The following is an 18,822-nucleotide window of genomic DNA, read 5'->3' on the forward strand; positions in this document are numbered from 1 at the left end:
ATGTGCATACCCGGGCCTTTTCATGGTTCATTTTGTTTTAAGCGCAGAGATGTTACATATTATTGAATCTCCAAGATTTCGATATCATACGGCTCCAGTTCCAATCGAGGTCCTTTCATAGTTCCATCCAATGCACTTTTGTATGATGCTTGCAACGGAATGGAGACAGATTCAGGACTTAAATTCAGGATGAAACGAAACGTTCCATTCGGTCCTGAGCGGGTTGTCACCTGGACACCGTCTGGCAGAGTTTGAATCCCGGACAGGCCACATTGTTCAGCGATGTTTTGCAGTAACTGGCTCAGATAAGCTTCATCCGGCTGGGTCGCTACATAATAGACAGCGCCTTTACCCCAGTTGTTTTGGGTGACAGCCGCACTTTCGGCATAAAATTGATCCGCATAAACCGCAATCGCCTGTGCCGTGTCCAGTTCCAACACATCAGCCCATTGTGAGGCAGCATATGTATTGCCCTTCTCATCCCGAATCTGAATTTGGTCACCACCGATGGGGTCATATTCGGTAACACGCACGCCCGAGCAAGCAGATAACATACCTGGAAGTGGCTCCATGACACAGACGTTGTTATCGTTTTTGACACCGGTGCGATGCGTTAAGACCAACATGCCACCATCCGCTGCAAAAGCTTGCAGACGTTCCGTGGTGCTCTCGTCCAGCAGATACAAGTGCGGTGCGATGATGATTTTGTAGCCATCGAGCGCTTCCGAGGAATGGATAACATCTGTACTAATTCCCCATTTGGTTAGGGCACGATGCCATACTTTTATATTTTCGTAGTACTCCAGTCCTTCCGCCTGTGGCTGAATTCGTAGAGCGTTTAACTGATCATGCGAATGCAGGATGGCGACTTCGTTCTGCAATGTTGAGCCTTGCAGACGTTCACCCAGACTGTTCACTTCGGTACACAGTTGCTGAAACTCCTTGAACCGTCGCCCTGGAACATTGCTGTGATCAATCAGTCCGTGCCAGAACTGTTCTGCTCCTATAGTGGCACTGCGCCAGCGGAAATGCACGACCGCATCCGCTCCACGGGCAATAGTCTGCCATGAGTAAGCACGCAAGAAGCCGGGCTGGGGTGTACGCCACATCGGAAACCAGCATCCTGGAGGTCCGCTAAGCTGCTCCATAATCCAGAAATTGCGGCGTTTGATGCCACGTGTTAGATCTAGCGACAAAGCGCCACTGTAAGGTGCGGTGTCCGTTTTGTTAGGTGAAGGGTTGGGATAGTAATCAAAAGAAGCGAAATCCAGATCCTGACCGATTTTATATTGATCTGCCTTTTGCGGATAGCTATGAAAATTATGAGTGACAAAATGATCGGGACAGTTATGCCGAATGATCTCGATTTGGATGCTTTGAAAAGCCACAATGGAATCCGACTGAAAACGGGAGTAGTCCAGCAGGAACGAAGGATTCTGAAACGGAGAGCCGCCATATGGTGGCGTCACCTGTTCCCAATCGCTGTATTCTCCACTCCAGACAACAGTACCCCAAGCCTGGTTGAGCTGCCCTAGTGAAATGTAACGGGCTCGAACCCACTCGCGAAAAGCCTCTGAACAAGCAGTACACTGACAATCCGTGAAACTGAATTCATTATCAGTCTGCCAGCCAATCACAGCCGGATGTCCTGCATATCGCTCGCTCAGCTTCTGAACCATTCGTGCACTGTACGTCCGCATGCTCGAACTGTTATAACAGCGGTGGCCGCGGACTCCTTCATGGTACAACTGTCCACTTGGCAGCACTGGCAGAATATCAGGACATTTTTTGGTGAGCCACCGTGGTGGTGTCATCGTTGGTGTACCGATCACCACCTGGAGCCCATTGCGATGAAGGGTATCGAGCGCCTGATCAAGCCATGTCCAATCGAATTGTCCATCGGCAGGCTCCATTCGACTCCAGGCAAATTCACCCACACGTACAATACGTACACCACTATCGGCCATTAATCGGGCATCCTGCTCCCACAGATTAGGGTCCCAATGTTCAGGATAATAATCAACACCCATTTGAATAGGTCGGTTTTGGTTCATGTATGCTAATCTCCTTTGGTCTGGAACATAATGATTTTCATGCACGCTCAAGCCAGTGCTTAATGACTCCACTATCATCATCTTGTGGAAGAGTGTCGAGTCTATTTCATTTTATAATGGATAATGAGAGGGGAATATAATAACATGTTGCGATAGGGTATCATGATCTTGCTATTTTTGGGGGGAGAACATATGCGAAACCATTGGTTTATGCCGGAGCTCGGGCATGCAGGGTATGCATGTTATCCAGTAGCCTACGGAAGATATCTCGATCCAGAGCACAAGGAACATCGTCCGCACGGAATACGAGAGTATAATTTGCATCTGGTTTTCAACGGACAGGGTGAAGTGAGAACCGAGCAGGGTAGCGTTCGATTAACGGCTGGACAAGGTTTTCTATATGCGCCGGGACAGGCGCAACAGTATTATGCCGATCCATCTGATCCCTGGGATATCAGATGGATTCATCTGCAAGCCCACGATCTGGAGCGGCTGCTAGGCTTGCGGAATCCGGATAAAGTGTGGCTCTTTTCATTCTCTGGCGAGGAACGTTTCGAGGAGTTGCATGAACAATTATGCCAGCTCGGTGAAGGTTATGAGAGTGTGCATGAACCGAAGTTGTCGGCGGTACTGTATGAGTTGCTAGTTGAATTGGCACGAAATTCGGAGTCAATCGAAGGGACGTCATTACTGAACCATCAGGATACAATCCGCTCAACAGCCGATTATATTCGTCGTCACTGCACACAACCGCTAAGTCTTGCTGAAATGGCGGATATAGCGGGATACAGCGTGTATTATTTTAATCGCATGTTCAAGAGTATCATGGGTGTTCCGCCCGGCAGGTATCTGCTGGACTGCCGCATTCTGGCCGCGAAGAAAATGCTCGTAGACTCGGAACTATCCGTGAAACAAATTGCTTCTCAGTGTGGATTTACATACAGCAGTTATTTTATTCGCATGTTTCGGACCTATATCGGGATGACCCCGCAGCAATTCAGATCATTGTACAGTTCGGGAAGCGGGGGATAAGAGGGATAAGTGGGGCATAAATAAATATGATCTCAATAAATATGTGAATAAGTTATCACGAACCAAACAGGCATAGTCTAAATTAATAATCAAAAAAAACGTACTGCCCAGTTGCTACTGAGCGGCACGTTTTTGCTATATGACTGAACAGTAGGAGGGGGTGGATAGATGCATGTCCAACGAGGTTATTTGTTCTGATCTTCGCTTTGGATTTCCTGCAGCTCATCAATGCTTAACTTGAGATCATTCTCGGGGTTCGCGCTCACAATAACGTCGGACTTCGATTGCTGCTCACCTGGTTGAGTGGATTTAGCTGCGGGTTTGATCACATACAAGCTTTGCACGGAATTCAGCAGGCTGGCGGGGGTGTCCTCATAGGTTTCCAGGAAGAGTACATAATCTTTGGTGGGAATGAATTTGATATTGTCATCGTTAATAATCTCGGTATTGCCCAGCTGTCCGCCAAGCTGTTTCACTTCAATGGTGTCCCCGGCAGCATGAATTCCCTTGAAGGATTCAGTAACCTTAATGGTATAAATCGTATAGATTTTATCAAAAGGAACAATATCCTCACCGCCCGGGTTCGTTTGCTCATCCAGAGCACTTTCATTTACAGCAGGGGCTTGTACCATATCATTCAATGCTTCAACGCGTGTTTGGATTACACTGCCTCTAACGATGGTGTTTGCTCGCTCGGAGAGATCACCGATACTTGAGTAACTCGGGAAGTCCTCGGAAGCAATCATCGTGATTGGTTCATTATTGGTGGCAGCCGTATTTGTCGTTGCTGAAGAGCAGCCTAGGGCAGATAAAATGAAAATGGAAGAGGCAAGCATCGTCAATACTCGAATTTTTTTCATGGGCAGGAATCCTCCTTGGATTTAGGGATTTGAGAATAGTGGATTAGTACTTGGATCTGACGTTGTTGATATCGAAGGTTTGAGGTTGTGTCATTGTGTTCCGGTTACGGGAGTAGAGCATGATGGAAGGGCTGGTGGTGGATGGGTTGTCCCCGAGCCAAACGGAGTGTCCGAGCTCATGAACGAATACGCTTTGAATAAAGTTGGACAAGTTGGTTGCATCAGCCGTAATGGTGGTTGCATTCAATTCAATGCGGAAGCTCACGACCTGACTGCCAGATACCGAGGCGTAGTTGACACCATAGGCCGTGTTATTGAAGTTTCCGGCCGTAATGGTGTTGGGGGAACTGCTCGTTTTGGTGAACTGTACTTTGGCACCGGCATTGTTCCAGTTGCTGAGGGAGGCATCCATTGGGGTTTGCCACGCGGAGGCGTAGTTGTAAGTTCGAATCGGGATGGTGGAGCTCGGGTAGCCGTAGGTTAGAAAAGTTGCCGCATAGATGGTACCGCCGAACATCGCGATGGCTGAAAACAACATGATGCTCATTAAAAACTTCCTTTTCATACTTAAAACCTCCAATAATTGTATTTTTTCTCTATTATAGTAACAAGGAATAGAGCGATTGAAATGAGTCTTAAGTCTTTTTTTCGTGTTAAAAACAAAGGATTTTGCTGGATAAGACCTTCTTTTCGTCTGAAAAAGTCGATTGCTGTCCATACAAGCATGCATAATTTCCCTGCTATTACAAACAATACAATCAAATTCAATTCAAGCAGGGAAAGGAAGTGCCTGAGCATGTGTAACCGTTTTTCATTGGCAGCCGATTTGGATGAGGTCAGGGATCATTTTAAGATTCAACGGGTGATGTATTATTACAAAAACCGTTACAATATCAGCCCAACCCAGCATACACCGATTATTTTGCATCAGGATGGTGAGCGGGTATTGGACGAGTTCCGATGGGGATTCATTCCGTTCTGGGGACGCGATGCAGTCAATGCCAATCTCATGACGGTGCATGAGAATCCAGCCTACTACAAGCTGGTAGAGACGAAGCGTTGTGTTATCCCATGCAATGGTTTGTATTACTGGCGTCAAGAAGGCAAGAAAAGCTATGCAGTCCGAGTGGTTATGCCGGATCGCGGATTGTTTGGCATAGCGGGATTATACGAGGTATGGAAAGATACGCGCAAACAGCCACTGCGTACCTGCACGATGCTGATGGCGGGAGCGAACATGGTTACACGGGAGTTTGGAAGCAAAATGCCGGCGATTCTGTCTGAAGAAGAAATCAATACCTGGCTGGATCCGGCGAACACACGCGTGACACAGCTGCTGCCGTTGTTGAAATCCTACAACAGTACAGAGATGAATCTGTATCCGGTTACTCCGATGGTAGCCAATGATGAGCATGACTGCTATGAATGTGTGGAAGAAATGGACCAGAAGCTGGCATACGTACGCAGTTTCTAAGCTAACCAAGCAGTTTTATGAGGCGGAGAGTTGTAAGACACTCCGTCTTTTTGGGTTGAGAAAGAAGAAAAAAGTGTAATGGACAAAAGGCGGAGAGTGAATGGAGCAGTGAGCTTTAAGCATCGAATGGATAAGGGGTGAAAATGAAAAGTTGCAATGTGAGTGAAACGTAACTATAATCATTACAGAAAGCGAACGCATATATTCATATATCTATTAAAAGAGATATTAAATCAGGAGGGAACCACGAATGAATCCAAAGTATAGCCCAATGTTTGAACAAGTTTCACTGCCAAGCGGCATTACGCTGAAAAACCGGATCGTGCTCGCTCCAATGACTCATATGTCCTCAAATCCCGATGGTACTGTATCAGACGCTGAACTTGCTTATTATGCACGTCGTACTGGCGGTGCTGGTATGTCTGTTACAGCGGTAACCCATGTAACTGCGAATGGAATTGGTTTTCCGGCTCAATTTGGAAGTTATGACGATAGCTTTATTCCCGGTCTGAAACGTCTGGCCGATACGATTAAGCAGCAAGGTTCCAAAGCCGTACTGCAAATTTTCCATGCAGGTCGTCTCACGCCAGAACAAGCGGTGCCAGCGGGTCAAGTCGCTGCTCCAAGCGCTGTTGCCAGTGAGCGTCCGGGATCTCCTGTACCAAGAGAGTTGTCTGATGACGAAATTACGTCCATCATCAAGGACTTTGGAGAAGCAACCCGCCGCGCCATTGAAGCTGGCTTCGACGGTGTTGAGATTCATGGTGCGAACGGTTATCTGATTCAGCAGTTCTTCTCTCCGCATTCCAACCGACGTGAAGATCGTTGGGGTGGAAGCATCGAGAAACGTCTCACATTCCCACTGGCTGTGGTGGATGAGGTCCAGAAGGCTGTAGCTACACATACGAAATTGCCGTTTATCGTTGGATACCGTTTCTCCCCAGAAGAGCCGGAAACACCGGGACTGACCATGGAAGAGACGTATGCATTGGTTGATGCGCTGAAAGATAAAAATCTGGATTACCTGCATGTATCCGTCAACGAGTTCTGGTCCAAGCCAAGACGTGGTGAAGCAGATACTCGCTCCAGAATTGAATTTATCATTGATCGCGTGGACGGTAAACTGCCTGTCATTGGTGTAGGGGCCATCCATACGGCAGATGAGGCAGCCGAAGCTCTTCAGAGTGGTGTGCCATTGCTTGCGATTGGCCGTGAGCTGATTATCGAGCCTGACTGGGTTGAGAAAATCGAAAGCGGACGTGAAGAAGATATTGAGACGATTCTCACCAAATCGGATCAGGAACGTCTGGTTATCCCTGACGGTCTGTGGAATGCAATTATTCACACACCGGGCTGGTTCCCTATGGCTGACGATAAATAAGACACAATTTCATTCGAAATGGAGGGAGCGTAAGCTCCCTCTTTTTTGCACCCTCTGCGCCCTTGATGAAATTCTACTTCCGGGGGCACTGTGGTATGATGGGATGAACAGGATTCATCTTGGATAATCAACGGTTTGGAGTGAATGAAGATGCTCGTGGCTGAACGTTATGAGAAAATTGTGGAATGGGTAGATTCCCAGGGAAGTATGCGCGTAACCGAGCTGAGTGAGCGCTGCGGTGTGACGGAAGAGACGATCCGTCGTGATCTGGACAAGCTGGAGCAGGCGGGAAGGCTCAGACGTTCCCACGGCGGGGCTGTCAGCGTAAAATATAAAGAAGAGGGGCAGTCGGAGATCCCTTATCCGGAGCGGGCTGTAACTCATGCAGAAGAGAAACGCAGAATTGCGGACGAAGCGTTGAAAATGGTAGAGCACGGTGACCGGATAGCGCTGGATGCCAGTACAACTGCGTGGTATATGGCGGCTGGACTGCCGAACATACCACTCACCGTGTTGACCAACTCCATTAAGGTCGCAGCGGAGCTGAGTAACAAGGAACAGATCCGTGTAATCGCGACAGGCGGGCAGCTTGCTTCGAAGTCCCTATCGTTTGTAGGGCCGCTAGCTGAACGGTCGCTTGATGCGTATCATGTGGATAAAGTTTTCTTATCCTGCAAAGGTGTACATTTGACCAAGGGCATCAGTGAGTCGAATGAATTGCAGGCGCTGGTGAAGCAGAAGATGATCAGCATCGCTGATGAAGTTATATTGCTGGCGGATTCGAGCAAGTTTGGCGTGCAGGCTTTTACAAGAGTGGCTGAACTCAGTAGTGTGGCAAAAGTAATAACGGATCTGGGCTTAGAGGAAGAGCAGGTTAGCGCACTGAATGAACAATCCATAGCATGTGTCCGTGTCTAATTAGAAAGGAATGAATATAATGAAACATCCTTTTCACCTGAAAGCTACTTGGAATGGTGGACGTAACAGTGAAGGGCATATTGATGCAGGCGGGTTAAAAACAGTCATTTCGATTCCACAGGAGATGGGTGGTCCGGGTACTGGAACCAATCCGGATGAAATGCTGCTGGGTGCAGCGTCCACCTGTTATTTGATTACACTGGCAGCAATGCTGGAGCGATCGGATATTACACCAGATGAACTGACACTGGAGTCTGAAGCGACGGTGGATGTTACCAATAACGTATTTACGTACGAACGGATCACACACAGACCTCGCATTGTGCTCAAAGCGGATGCATCTGATGCTGATGTAACGAAGGCGGAGCGCTTGGCACATAAAGCTGAAGAGTCCTGCATGATCTCCAGAGCGGTAGCAGGTAACGTCGCCATTGAGACACAGCCAGTGATTATAACAGCAGGCGTTAACGCGGTGTGATATACTGAAGAGTAGGCGGCTTCAGCCGTCATTTGTGTAAGATAAGGGGAAGTTCGGTATGAACCTACAGAAAAGCAAAAACTCACGTTTTGCGCGTTTAACACGTGCTTTGAAGCTTAATTTTCTCAAATTGTTACGTGCTCCCGGCGGGGCACATAAAGTATCTACCGGATTTGCTTTGGGTTTTGGTTTGGAATTGATCGTCATTTCCACAGCATCACTGGTATATCTCGTGTTCTATCCGATTGTACGTTTGTCCGGTGGTTCACTGCCAGCGGCTATTGTGGGCAACGTGGTCGGCAAGCTAACTTTCCTGCCTATCATATTGATGCCACTTGCCAAGCAAATTGGTTCCTGGATATTGCCGGCGCACAGCATGGGGCAGGGGCTTGTTCATGAGAGTGCCTTTATGGAGCTGTTTCGCGGTAACTGGTCCGCGCTAAGTGAACTATTGCGGGGTGGTCTGGATATTCTGGCAGGCATGTCCGTCTTTGGGGTCATCCTGGGTGTGATTTCTTACTTTGTCGTCAAGTTCTTCTATGTCAGAGCACTCAAACGTCGCTTTGAACGTCGGTTGGAGAAACGCAAGCAGGCAGCGATGTCTCCAACTTCAGCTTCCGTGCTGATCAGGAAGACATCACAATCATGATCGGCAGAATGACCATGGACGCAGCAGTTGTCCACAGAATACAGCGGGACACAAACTGCGGAGACGCATTGAATTGCTCGGCCAAAATTACGGCGTTCACTGCGGTCGGCATGGACGCTAGGATCAGCAGCACACTGAATAACGTTCCTTCAATCTGAAGTGCAGTCAGGATTAGATATGAGAGTACTGGCGCTGCAGCAAGCCGTACTATAAGTCCGGTCCAGAACGCTTTGCGGACGTTGGGTTTCCAAGGTTCGACGGAACCACGCGCTCTGAGCATCTGTGCACCGAGAATGGCTAGTACGACAGGGGAGTAACCGGCTGCGAGCATGGAGATGCCTCCATCCAGTGCCACTGGCAAGCTCAGATTGGATGCACGCAGGATGATGGCTATCGAAGCAGCATAGATGGAAGGCATACGGAAGACGGACAGAATCGCATTTTTGACCGTGAATTCAGATCTGGCGGCAAAAAAGATACCTACTGTGTTTACAATGATCATCTGTCCGATGACATATACCGAAGCCTTATCCAATCCAAGCTGTCCAAAGGCAAGCAACACAAGCGGGAGCCCATAATTCACGCAGTTCGTAAACGTGGAGACAAGGGTAAGTCCCGCTTTTTCGCTTGCCCCAAGATGGAATATTCGGCTCAGCAGTTCAGCAAGTGCCCACAGGGCGATCAGATTGATGATGGAGAACCAGAATGTGCCGGTTACGTCTGTCCATGTAATATCAGCATGCAGCAGTGTATCAAAGATAAGCGCAGGGCTCAAAATATAGAGGGAAAAGGTCGACAGCGGCCGAGTATCCCAATTTTTGAACCGTTTTAACAATATGCCTCCGATTACGGGAAGCGATATGGGCAGAAATACATGATATAACGTGAGCAGAAATGAATTAAACAATCGAAATTCAGTCCTTTCTGGATGAAAAACCTATTTTATCATAGCAGAAGTTGACCTTTGTCGGGAATGGATTTTGGTATTGACTTGCATAATGAGCATATGTTTGAGGCCACTTCTTTGATGGATGCGCAGGGGCGGTGGATTGCTATTTTGATATGGCAGATTTATTATAGAAGAGGTGCAACCAGATTACATACACATAGAGGAGGAAACTGTAATGAGTGAATCAAAACGCTTGCTCGTATTGGTCGGCTCTTATGCCGAAGCGGAAAATGAGGGCATTTACGCATATGAATTGAATGAGGATACAGGTAACCTCTCCAAGCTTGACGGCATCGCGGGCGTGAAAAATCCAACGTTTGTAAACGTGGATGCTGAAGGTAATAAACTGTATGCGATCGGTGAGACGGCGTCTGCCGAAGGCAATAAAATGTCTGAAGCTGTAGCTCTGAGCATTGATCCTTCAACAGGAAAATTGTCATTGCTGAATCGTCATGACTCCATTTCGGCTCCACCATGTCATATCCAACGTGATCCTTCCGGACGTTACTTGATCCTTTCCAGCTACCACGGTGGTCTGGTGGGTCTGCAAGCCCTGACGGATAACGGTGAAGTTGGCGTGCTTCTGGATGAGAAGAAACATGAAGGCAAAGGTGCGCATCCTGAACGTCAGGACAAGCCGCATGTGCATTCTGCATTCTTCAGCCCGGATGGCAAATACATGATGGTACAGGATCTGGGTGCGGACAAAATCGCAATCTACTCCATTGATGCAGGCAAGAATGAACTCGTACTGCACAGTGAAACCAAAACACATCCGGGTGCAGGACCTCGTCACTTGGCATTTCATCCGAACGGTCAATTCGCCTATGTTATTAACGAAGTGGATTCTTCCATTACGACTTTCCGTTATGATGCAGCAGCAGGCACATTGACAGAGGTTTCCACCGTGTCCACATTGCCTGACGGCTATGATGGCAGTGAAAACACAACAGCTGAAATTGCCGTATCAAACGATGGTCGTTTCGTATACGGTTCGAACCGCGGGCATGACAGCATCGTGGTATTTGCAGTAGACGCTGAAACAGGACATTTGAAACTGGTTGAGCATGTATCTGCTGAGGGTGAACACCCACGTCACTTTGCTTTGACTCCGAATGGCAAACTGCTGATCGCAGCTAACCGCGATACCAACAATATCGTTTCCTTTACAGTGGATCAGGAGAGCGGGCGTCTGAAATACACAGGCCACAGCACAGGTGTATCCAAGCCGGTATGCGTGAAACCTGTTTATCTGTAAATCCAAGATTTGAATGATTAACCGAGAGGTTTAAATACGTTTTCAGGATCAATTTGTATAATCTTGTTGACTTGATACTTTGGAAAGACCCTGTCCTTGTGGCGGGGTCTTTTTTGATGAGAAGAGGAGCGCATGAATTCGCAGATAACCACATATGTGGATTGTGAACGACAACTTATTTTCAAATTTAAGTTCATATAACAATGTAATTCAATCAATAGTATCGTGCAAGTAACTACCTGACTTCAAAGTGCGTACTTCCTTAACGGATAGTCAGGTTCTACAATGAATGAGTAGCCATGACAAACATTGCATGCATCTGAACTGGCTGAACGGTGCAGGCTAAATCTTTTAACATCCTTTACAGGATATACTCATACTCGAACAGCAAAAGGAGAAATGAATCGTGAAATTGCAATTGGCATTGGACTTGGTAAACATCCCTGAAGGTATTGCACTTGTTAAAGAAGTTGAACAATATATCGATATCGTTGAGATTGGTACGCCAATCGTTATTAATGAAGGTTTGCACGCGGTAAAAGCGATGAAAGAAGCATTCCCTAATCTGCAAGTTCTTGCAGACCTTAAAATTATGGACGCTGGTGGTTATGAAATCATGAAAGCAGCTGAAGCTGGTGCGGATCTGATCACTGTGCTTGGGGCAACCAATGATAGTACGATCAAAGGTGCAGTAGCAGAAGCGAAGAAACAAAACAAACAAGTTCTTGTGGACATGATAAACGTGCCTAATCTTGAACAGCGTGCTCGAGAAGTTGATTCGCTTGGCGTAGATTACATCTGTGTACACACAGGTTATGACCTGCAAGCTGAAGGACAAAGCCCGTTCGAAGATCTGCAAACGATCAAACAAGCCGTGAAAAATGCAAAAACAGCTGTAGCTGGTGGCATCAAGCTGGAAACATTGCCTGAAGTGATCAAAGCACAACCGGATCTGGTGATTGTGGGTGGCGGTATCACTGGACAAGCAGACAAAGCTAAAGTAGCAGCTGAGATGCAACGTTTGGTTCAACAAGGGTAAGACAGATGAGCAGCCGACAATACGCAGTGGACATCTTGAAGGAGCTGGAACGTACGCTAAGCCAGATCGACGACTCGGAGATGCAGGCCATGGCGGAACATATTCTGGCTGCCGAACAGATTTTTGTGGCAGGCGCAGGCCGATCCGGTCTGATGGGAAAGGCTTTTGCGATGAGATTGATGCAGATGGGTCTGCGGGTATATGTAGTTGGGGAGACCGTTACGCCAGGGATCTCTCCGAAAGACTTCCTCTTGTTATGCTCAGGCTCAGGGGAGACAGGCAGTCTGGCAGCGATGGCTCAGAAGGCCAGTAAAGCAGGTGCTCCTGTGGGTCTGATCACAATTAAACCAGAGTCCACCATTGGACAGCTGTCCGATACCGTGGTTCGTCTCCCTGCCTCTGCCAAAGAGGATACGGCGACCGCCGGAACCGAAGTGACCATTCAGCCGATGGGCTCTCTGTTTGAACAGGGGCTGCTGCTGAGCATGGATGCACTGGTGCTCACCATGATGGAATTGAAGAGTATGACTGGAGCAGACATGTTTGGGCGTCATGCCAACCTGGAATAGACCATATGTCATAAACTTGATGAAGTAGAATATATAAGTTGAACTAAACATTTACACAACAACGTAGAGGACAGAAATAAGCTGGAGAAGCGGAGCGTTCGCCTTTATGACCAGATTTTCACTTTTGATAAAGAGGATGAAAAAATCTGGGCATAACAGCGATCGGAAGATTGTTCTGTCATCGGAGTGGCTAGTGTAAATATTCATTAGTTCAACTTATAGATGGAAGACCGGAATACCCTTAAACAAGAGGGAGTTCCGGTCTTTTCTGCTATCGTTGTTTGTGGTCTGATTCGGGGTTTGCTTAACATCAGAGTCTTGCTGTAGTAGAATGTATACAAGCTGTATCGAACCAATGAACCCGTTATATGATACAAGGGAGCGGCAAGTTCTCCTGTTGCGGAGTGTTCTTGTGATATGCGAAATGCATTTTAGCGATATAATATTGAGTGGAAGAAAAGGGGGCTCGGAGCCATGGCAACCGAAGTCAAGGAACGCATCAACTTGAAAGAGATCAACTGTGAGAAAGAATTGACCCTTGCTGTTATTGGCGGCAAATGGAAACTGATTATTTTATGGCATCTGGGTCTTGAAGGCACCAAACGTTTCAGTGAATTGAAGCGATTGATTCCTCATATTACCCAAAAGATGCTGACCAACCAGTTGCGTGAGCTGGAGGAAGACAAGCTAATTGAGCGCAAGGTGTATGCAGAAGTACCTCCTCGTGTGGAATATACGATGACGGATCACGGACAGAGCCTGATGCCCGTGCTGCATGCGATGTATAACTGGGGTAAAAACTATGGTGAAAATGTAATTTGGAAATCAGAATAAGTTATAGTCAGACGAACCGCCTGGTAAATGGACACTTCCATTACCTGGCGGTTTTTCTTTCCTTCTAATTCACTGACAGTTTTAAAAAAGTTTTCTTGAAACGTAGAAGGCAGAAATAGCCTGAAGAAGCGAAGCGTTCGCCTAAAAGCTTTCTGAAAGAAAGCTGCATCGGAAGCATATGCTTATCCCCGGATTTCCCCTTTAGAAAAGGGATCAAAAAATCTGGGGATAACAGCGATCGGAAGGTTATTCTTCCGTCGGAGTGGTAAGTGTGAATATTTTTTAGTCCAATGTATAATCCCTTGAACCAAAAGGCTCATTTTAGGATATGTAAGGCATAAATGCTCCGAATATGATACGATGAGAGATATTGGAAATGCAAGGAGGAGGACATTTAACGATGGAAAAAATACGTACACGCGATGAAGTAAACCAAGAGACTACCTGGGACTTGCGAGACTTGTTTGGGACAGACGCAGAGTGGGAGCAGGAGCTTAGATCACTGCCTGAAGCTGCTGCCCATATCGAAACATTTAAAGGACATCTGGGCGAAGGCGCTGAGCAGCTGCTGGCCTGTCTGGATGCCCGCGAAGCTTTGCAGGAACGCATTAGCAAAACAGCTTCATATGCCCGGCTGAAACAGTCGGAGGACAGTACCAATCCCGTGAATATTGAGAATTCAGCCAAGGCGGGAGACATCTTATCGAATTTGTCGTCGTCCTTGTCTTTTGTGAATTCCGAGATCGTGGATCTTCCGGATGGAACGGTTAAACGTTATATTGAAGAACTTCCGGGTTTGCAGCCGTATGCCCGCAGTTTGGATCGTCTAATTCAGGAAAAGGCACATCGTCTTTCGCCCGAAACGGAGAAGGTACTCGCTTCCCTCGGGGAAGTGCTGGACTCGCCATACCGGATCTATCTGCGTGGTAAATTAGCAGACATGACGTTTGACGATGCACTTGATGGCGATGACAATAACCGCCCGCTGTCCTGGTCATTCTATGAGAATAATTATGAAATGTCATCGGATACAAAGCTGCGCCGCTCTGCGTATGCTGCATTCAGCTCCAAGCTGAATGATTACAAAAATACGTTTGCTGAAGGTTACGCAACCGAAGTGAAGAAACAGGTCGTCATGTCCAGGCTGCGTGGATATGATGATGTTACAGATATGCTGCTCAGCCCGCAGCAGGTAAGCAAAGAGATGTATAACAATGTACTGGACATCATCCAGCAGGAACTCGCACCTCACATGCGCAGACTGGCAGCTCTCAAGAAACGTGAGTTAGGTCTGGACAAGCTGATGTTCTGTGATCTGAAAGCACCACTGGACCCTGAATTCAGCCCTGCCATTACATATGAGGAAGCCTGCACGCTCATTCGTGAAGCTCTTGCCGTGATGGGACCGGAATATGGCGACATTGTGGAGCGTGCATTTAGTGAGCGCTGGGTAGATTACGCAGATAATGCGGGCAAATCGACAGGAGCTTTTTGTTCGTCCATATATGGTTCTCATTCCTATATCCTGATCTCATGGGCAAACAATATGCGCGGAGCATTTACACTTGCCCATGAAGTGGGACATGCTGGACATTTCATGCTTGCCGGGCATTACCAACGTCTTACGAATACACGACCGTCCCTCTATTTCATAGAGGCGCCTTCGACAATGAATGAAATGCTGCTGGCAGATCATTTGTTGAAACGTTCTGATAATCCGAGAATGCGTCGTTGGGTCATTTTGCAATTGCTCAATACGTATTACCATAACTTTGTTACGCATCTGCTTGAAGGTGAATTGCAGCGTCAGGTGTACGCACTCGCAACTAAGGATGAACCTATCACAGCGAAGACGTTAAGTCAGCTGAAAGGCAACATTCTCTCCGAGTTCTGGGGGCCTGATCTGGTGATTGATGAAGGGGCGAAATTGACCTGGATGAGACAGCCTCATTATTATATGGGATTGTATCCATATACCTATGCAGCAGGTCTGACGGCATCTACCGCTGCTGCACAGCTGATTCGGGAAGAGGGGCAGCCTGCCGTGGATCGCTGGCTTGATGCATTGAAAGCGGGAGGAAGCCTTGATCCGCAAGAGCTGATGAAGCTTGCGGGTGTGGACATGTCTGGACCTGGGCCGATTCGTGCTGCTGTTGCCTATGTTGGCAGTCTGGTCGATGAACTTGAACGTCTGTATTCGTAATCAGGTTCATATAGTATACGGACAAGGCTTGTAGGGTTGTCTGCGTGCACCGTCTCCTTGGCAGGGGGCGGTGCATCTTAATTTGCAGGGAGAAGGGAACGATGATGAATGACGTCATTGAGCATATCTTCATCACTGGGCTGGTTAAGCATGGATGGCTTCGGTATTTTTGATGACATGAATGATGTTCCGGGATTTGAGGGCAATCAGAGTGGTTTTTTTGCTGGATTCAATGAGTTTGGAGCAATGAGTGCGTTTGGATCCATTTTTATCGGTGGCGTTTTTCTCATCATTGCTGGTGTCATTGTTTATGCCATTATTTCAGGGGTACGCACATGGTCATCGAATAATGCATCAGCGCTGTTAACCTTGCATTCAACGATTGTGGCAAAGCGAACTAGAGTTAGCGGGGGAACAGGGGACAGCAGGGCTTCCACTTACTATTACATTACATTTGAGCTCGACAACGGTGAACGGGTAGAACTGAACGTAGGTGGGAGTGACTACGGTATGCTTGTGGAACATGACCGAGGCATGCTGACATATCAGGGGACCAGGTTTAAGCATTTTGAAAGAGATGTGCAGCCCCAGTCCGGTGTTAGTAAAAACAGCTTTTATACGTAAAATAACAGGAAGGCGGCTCCTCCCGAGTGGAGAGAGTCGTTTTTGGTATGGGTAAAAGAAACCAATCACAGGGTATTCAAACGCTTACAATGATGATATACTCGTAAAATAAAGCAAAACAGTATAAAACAAAAATAAACAAACAACAAAATAAAGAATAAAGTGCAGAGCAGCTATGATTAAAATCAAGAAATATTCAAGAGCGAAAATATAGTATGGGATGAAGGGCTGGTGAAGAGCGGTGAGTGTGCTGGCGTATGATTTGGGTGCTGGAAGCGGGAGAGCACTGCTGGGTCATCTGAATGATCGGGGAATGGAAACGATGGAGATCCATCGGTTCAAGAATGAACCGGTAAAAGCGGGGGAGCGGCTGCACTGGGATATATTGAGGCTGCACCATGAATTGCTGGAAGGGCTGAACCTTGTTAAACAAAAGGGAGAGCAGCCTGAAAGTCTGGGGATTGATTCCTGGGCGGTTGATTTTGGACTACTTGGGAGTCATGGTGAATTGTTGGGCAATCCATATCATTACCGTGATGCACAATTTAACGGCATGATGGATCAGGTGCGTAAGGAATTGACCTCTCAGCGAATTTTCGAACGCACAGGCATCCAGTTTCTTAGCTTTAACACACTGTACCAGTTGGCTACGCTTAAGCGGAAAGGCTCCCCACTGCTTAACGAAGCGGAGCGTTTCCTCATGATCCCCGATCTGCTTCGTTACTTTCTGACCGGTGAAGCGGTGAATGAGTTTACCAACGCCACCACAACACAGCTATACAATCCAACCATAGGGCATTGGGACAGTGAACTGCTTGCACATATCGGTATTTCGGAGACACTGTTCGGAGAAGCAGTCATGCCAGGTACTCGAGTGGGGCAGCTGCGCAGCAGCATTTGCAGTGATCTTGGCTTATCTGCCATTCCGGTTATTGCGGTTGCAGAGCATGACACAGGTTCGGCGGTTGTGGCTGTTCCGGCAACAGAGCGTTCATTTGCTTACCTAAGCTGCGGAACCTGGTCACTTATGGGAACGGAGATTAATCAGCCCGCCATCAGTTCCGAGAGTCTGGCGCTCAACTTTACGAATGAGGGCGGGGCAGGCGGTACGTTCCGTTTGCTCAAGAACATCATGGGCTTGTGGATTTTGCAGGAATGCATGCGTGAATGGGAACGGAAGGGACAGGGAATTAGCTATGCGGAGTTACTGAGCAGGGCGGAACTTGCTCCTCCATTTGCGAGTCTGTTTGATCCCGATGATGAGCGGTTTATGCCAGCAGGGGATATGACCTCTCGCATACAACAATATTGCCGTGATACAGGGCAGACTGAGCCGCAAGATCAGGGGGCTATTGCCCGTTCTATTCTGGAGAGCCTTGCACTGAAGTATCGGCGAGTGCTGGAATGGACAGAACAACTGTCCAGACAGTCTTTTAATGGATTGCATATGGTCGGTGGTGGCATTCAGAATCGCTTGTTATGTCAGTGGACAGCCAATTCCATTGGCAAACCGGTATGGGCGGGGCCAGCAGAAGGTAGTGCGATCGGGAACATGGCTGTACAGTGGATGGCAAGCGGAGCCTTTAAGGATATATGGGAAGCCCGCAAGGTCATTCGTGATTCATTCCCAGTTACTGATTATGAACCAAAGGACAGACCCATCTGGGAAGAGGCCTACGGCAGATTCCTAAGGTTGACGGCTTCGCCCAAATCACAAGCCGGGAGCGAGGTGTAGCATGCTGGCAGCAGAGCGCTATGACCGGATTGTGGAGATGGTTAATGTTAAGGGCAGCATGCGTGTATCCGAGCTTAGTGAGCTCTGCCGGGTAACAGAAGAGACCATTCGGCGTGATCTCGACCGGCTGGAGCAAGCAGGGCGACTGCGCCGTTCCCATGGTGGCGCTGTCAGCGTGAAGGAAGAGCAGCCGGAGATCCCTTACCGGGTAAGGGAAACAACACATGCAGAGGAAAAGAAAAGAATTGCCCAATCGGCTCTATCCATGATTCGTCCGGGTGACCGAGTTCTACTGGATGCCAGCACGACAGCAGGGTATATGGCGGCCAATATGCCGGATATGCCATTGACTGTATTAACCAATTCCATACAGGTAGCCACTGAACTTAGCAGCAGGGACAAGATTGAAGTCATTTCGACTGGTGGCCAGTTGGCCCAACGATCTCTGTCTTTTGTTGGACCGCTCGCCGAACGTTCTCTGGAGACATATCATGTCGATAAATTGTTCCTGTCTTGTAAAGGTGTGCATCTGGAAGGTGGCGGAATCAGTGAATCCAATGAGCTTCAGGCACGGTTGAAGCAGAAAATGGTCGGTATATCCGACCAGGTCATTTTGCTTGCAGATACGAGCAAGTTTGGAGTTCGTGCATTTGCCCGGGTAACCGGGTTAAATGCGGTTCATGCGGTGATCACAGATCAGTCGCTTGATGATGATTTGATAGAACGACTGAACAGCTATGATATCTCAATCACAAGGGTATAAAA

18 protein-coding genes are annotated in these 18,822 nt (G+C 47.7%); 14 read left to right on the forward strand and 4 right to left on the reverse strand.

The features are described from left to right. Positions 1–59: 59 nt before the first annotated feature. Entirely contained in the window at positions 60–2,054 is a 1,995-nt protein-coding gene (locus tag PTQ21_RS17590; protein WP_274566511.1) for a beta-galactosidase, read from the reverse strand. Between the two features lie 192 nt (positions 2,055–2,246). On the opposite strand from PTQ21_RS17590, the gene PTQ21_RS17595 reads away from it, so the two are divergent. Beyond that, entirely contained in the window at positions 2,247–3,086 is an 840-nt protein-coding gene (locus PTQ21_RS17595; RefSeq protein ID WP_274566512.1) for a helix-turn-helix transcriptional regulator, read from the forward strand. A gap of 185 nt (positions 3,087–3,271) precedes the next feature. Here PTQ21_RS17595 and PTQ21_RS17600 read toward each other — a convergent pair whose 3' ends face one another. Next, complete coding sequence (locus tag PTQ21_RS17600) at positions 3,272–3,946, reverse strand: hypothetical protein (protein WP_274566513.1); 675 nt, start codon at positions 3,944–3,946, stop codon at positions 3,272–3,274. Positions 3,947–3,989: 43 nt separating this feature from the next. Then, positions 3,990–4,511, reverse strand: a complete 522-nt coding sequence (locus tag PTQ21_RS17605; protein WP_064638927.1) for a zinc metalloprotease — start codon at positions 4,509–4,511, stop codon at positions 3,990–3,992. Positions 4,512–4,742: 231 nt separating this feature from the next. Between PTQ21_RS17605 and PTQ21_RS17610 the strand changes: the two genes are divergently transcribed. The 5 genes from PTQ21_RS17610 (at position 4,743) to PTQ21_RS17630 (ending at position 8,846) form a co-directional block, all read left to right on the forward strand. Beyond that, positions 4,743–5,420, forward strand: a complete 678-nt coding sequence (locus PTQ21_RS17610; RefSeq protein WP_063563320.1) for an SOS response-associated peptidase — start codon at positions 4,743–4,745, stop codon at positions 5,418–5,420. A 250-nt stretch (positions 5,421–5,670) separates the two neighbouring features. Further along, positions 5,671–6,801 carry an NADH-dependent flavin oxidoreductase gene (locus PTQ21_RS17615; protein WP_274566514.1) on the forward strand — a complete coding sequence of 377 codons (1,131 nt, stop codon included), beginning with the start codon at positions 5,671–5,673 and terminating at the stop codon, positions 6,799–6,801. A 150-nt stretch (positions 6,802–6,951) separates the two neighbouring features. After that, positions 6,952–7,719: a DeoR/GlpR family DNA-binding transcription regulator gene (locus PTQ21_RS17620; protein WP_090805633.1), complete on the forward strand. Its 768-nt coding sequence runs from the start codon at positions 6,952–6,954 to the stop codon at positions 7,717–7,719. 19 nt (positions 7,720–7,738) lie between these two features. Next, positions 7,739–8,197: an OsmC family protein gene (locus PTQ21_RS17625; RefSeq protein WP_274566515.1), complete on the forward strand. Its 459-nt coding sequence runs from the start codon at positions 7,739–7,741 to the stop codon at positions 8,195–8,197. 58 nt (positions 8,198–8,255) lie between these two features. Next, complete coding sequence (locus tag PTQ21_RS17630) at positions 8,256–8,846, forward strand: DUF2062 domain-containing protein (protein ID WP_063563324.1); 591 nt, start codon at positions 8,256–8,258, stop codon at positions 8,844–8,846. On the opposite strand, the gene PTQ21_RS17635 is transcribed toward PTQ21_RS17630, so the two are convergent. Then, the gene (locus PTQ21_RS17635; RefSeq protein WP_063563325.1) at positions 8,824–9,753 is read right to left on the reverse strand and encodes an AEC family transporter; all 930 of its coding nucleotides are present in this window, start codon (positions 9,751–9,753) and stop codon (positions 8,824–8,826) included. The genes PTQ21_RS17630 and PTQ21_RS17635 overlap by 23 nt on opposite strands. A 217-nt stretch (positions 9,754–9,970) precedes the next feature. On the opposite strand from PTQ21_RS17635, the gene PTQ21_RS17640 reads away from it, so the two are divergent. The 8 genes from PTQ21_RS17640 to PTQ21_RS17675 all read left to right on the forward strand — a co-directional run bounded on the left by PTQ21_RS17640 (position 9,971) and on the right by PTQ21_RS17675 (position 18,820). Next, a complete protein-coding gene (locus PTQ21_RS17640; protein ID WP_072732503.1) occupies positions 9,971–11,053 on the forward strand; it encodes a lactonase family protein in 1,083 nt (360 codons plus the stop codon). Positions 11,054–11,459: 406 nt separating this feature from the next. Beyond that, entirely contained in the window at positions 11,460–12,092 is a 633-nt protein-coding gene (gene hxlA / locus PTQ21_RS17645) for a 3-hexulose-6-phosphate synthase (RefSeq protein ID WP_063563327.1), read from the forward strand. A gap of 5 nt (positions 12,093–12,097) precedes the next feature. After that, complete coding sequence (hxlB, locus tag PTQ21_RS17650; protein ID WP_090949316.1) at positions 12,098–12,661, forward strand: 6-phospho-3-hexuloisomerase; 564 nt, start codon at positions 12,098–12,100, stop codon at positions 12,659–12,661. Positions 12,662–13,135: 474 nt separating this feature from the next. Next, on the forward strand, positions 13,136–13,495 hold the full coding sequence (locus PTQ21_RS17655) for a winged helix-turn-helix transcriptional regulator (RefSeq protein ID WP_063563329.1): 360 nt from the start codon (positions 13,136–13,138) through the stop codon (positions 13,493–13,495). A gap of 400 nt (positions 13,496–13,895) precedes the next feature. Next, complete coding sequence (gene pepF, locus PTQ21_RS17660; RefSeq protein WP_063563330.1) at positions 13,896–15,698, forward strand: oligoendopeptidase F; 1,803 nt, start codon at positions 13,896–13,898, stop codon at positions 15,696–15,698. A gap of 108 nt (positions 15,699–15,806) precedes the next feature. After that, on the forward strand, positions 15,807–16,322 hold the full coding sequence (locus PTQ21_RS17665) for a DUF2500 domain-containing protein (protein WP_240321300.1): 516 nt from the start codon (positions 15,807–15,809) through the stop codon (positions 16,320–16,322). A 241-nt stretch (positions 16,323–16,563) separates the two neighbouring features. Then, entirely contained in the window at positions 16,564–18,057 is a 1,494-nt protein-coding gene (locus tag PTQ21_RS17670; protein WP_274566517.1) for a rhamnulokinase, read from the forward strand. Between the two features lies 1 nt (position 18,058). After that, on the forward strand, positions 18,059–18,820 hold the full coding sequence (locus tag PTQ21_RS17675) for a DeoR/GlpR family DNA-binding transcription regulator (RefSeq protein ID WP_274566518.1): 762 nt from the start codon (positions 18,059–18,061) through the stop codon (positions 18,818–18,820). Positions 18,821–18,822 lie beyond the last annotated feature (2 nt).

It is taken from the genome of Paenibacillus marchantiae (genome assembly GCF_028771845.1).
In the GTDB taxonomy this organism is placed as follows: Bacteria; Bacillota; Bacilli; order Paenibacillales; family Paenibacillaceae; genus Paenibacillus; species Paenibacillus marchantiae.

Coding starts and splice junctions, on each gene's coding strand:
- PTQ21_RS17590 (WP_274566511.1), bottom strand. CDS start 2,054: ATGAACCAAAACCGACCTATTCAAATGGGTGTTGATTATTATCCTGAA.
- PTQ21_RS17595 (WP_274566512.1), top strand. CDS start 2,247: ATGCGAAACCATTGGTTTATGCCGGAGCTCGGGCATGCAGGGTATGCA.
- PTQ21_RS17600 (WP_274566513.1), bottom strand. CDS start 3,946: ATGAAAAAAATTCGAGTATTGACGATGCTTGCCTCTTCCATTTTCATT.
- PTQ21_RS17605 (WP_064638927.1), bottom strand. CDS start 4,511: ATGAAAAGGAAGTTTTTAATGAGCATCATGTTGTTTTCAGCCATCGCG.
- PTQ21_RS17610 (WP_063563320.1), top strand. CDS start 4,743: ATGTGTAACCGTTTTTCATTGGCAGCCGATTTGGATGAGGTCAGGGAT.
- PTQ21_RS17615 (WP_274566514.1), top strand. CDS start 5,671: ATGAATCCAAAGTATAGCCCAATGTTTGAACAAGTTTCACTGCCAAGC.
- PTQ21_RS17620 (WP_090805633.1), top strand. CDS start 6,952: ATGCTCGTGGCTGAACGTTATGAGAAAATTGTGGAATGGGTAGATTCC.
- PTQ21_RS17625 (WP_274566515.1), top strand. CDS start 7,739: ATGAAACATCCTTTTCACCTGAAAGCTACTTGGAATGGTGGACGTAAC.
- PTQ21_RS17630 (WP_063563324.1), top strand. CDS start 8,256: ATGAACCTACAGAAAAGCAAAAACTCACGTTTTGCGCGTTTAACACGT.
- PTQ21_RS17640 (WP_072732503.1), top strand. CDS start 9,971: ATGAGTGAATCAAAACGCTTGCTCGTATTGGTCGGCTCTTATGCCGAA.
- hxlB (WP_090949316.1), top strand. CDS start 12,098: ATGAGCAGCCGACAATACGCAGTGGACATCTTGAAGGAGCTGGAACGT.
- PTQ21_RS17655 (WP_063563329.1), top strand. CDS start 13,136: ATGGCAACCGAAGTCAAGGAACGCATCAACTTGAAAGAGATCAACTGT.
- pepF (WP_063563330.1), top strand. CDS start 13,896: ATGGAAAAAATACGTACACGCGATGAAGTAAACCAAGAGACTACCTGG.
- PTQ21_RS17665 (WP_240321300.1), top strand. CDS start 15,807: ATGACGTCATTGAGCATATCTTCATCACTGGGCTGGTTAAGCATGGAT.
- PTQ21_RS17675 (WP_274566518.1), top strand. CDS start 18,059: ATGCTGGCAGCAGAGCGCTATGACCGGATTGTGGAGATGGTTAATGTT.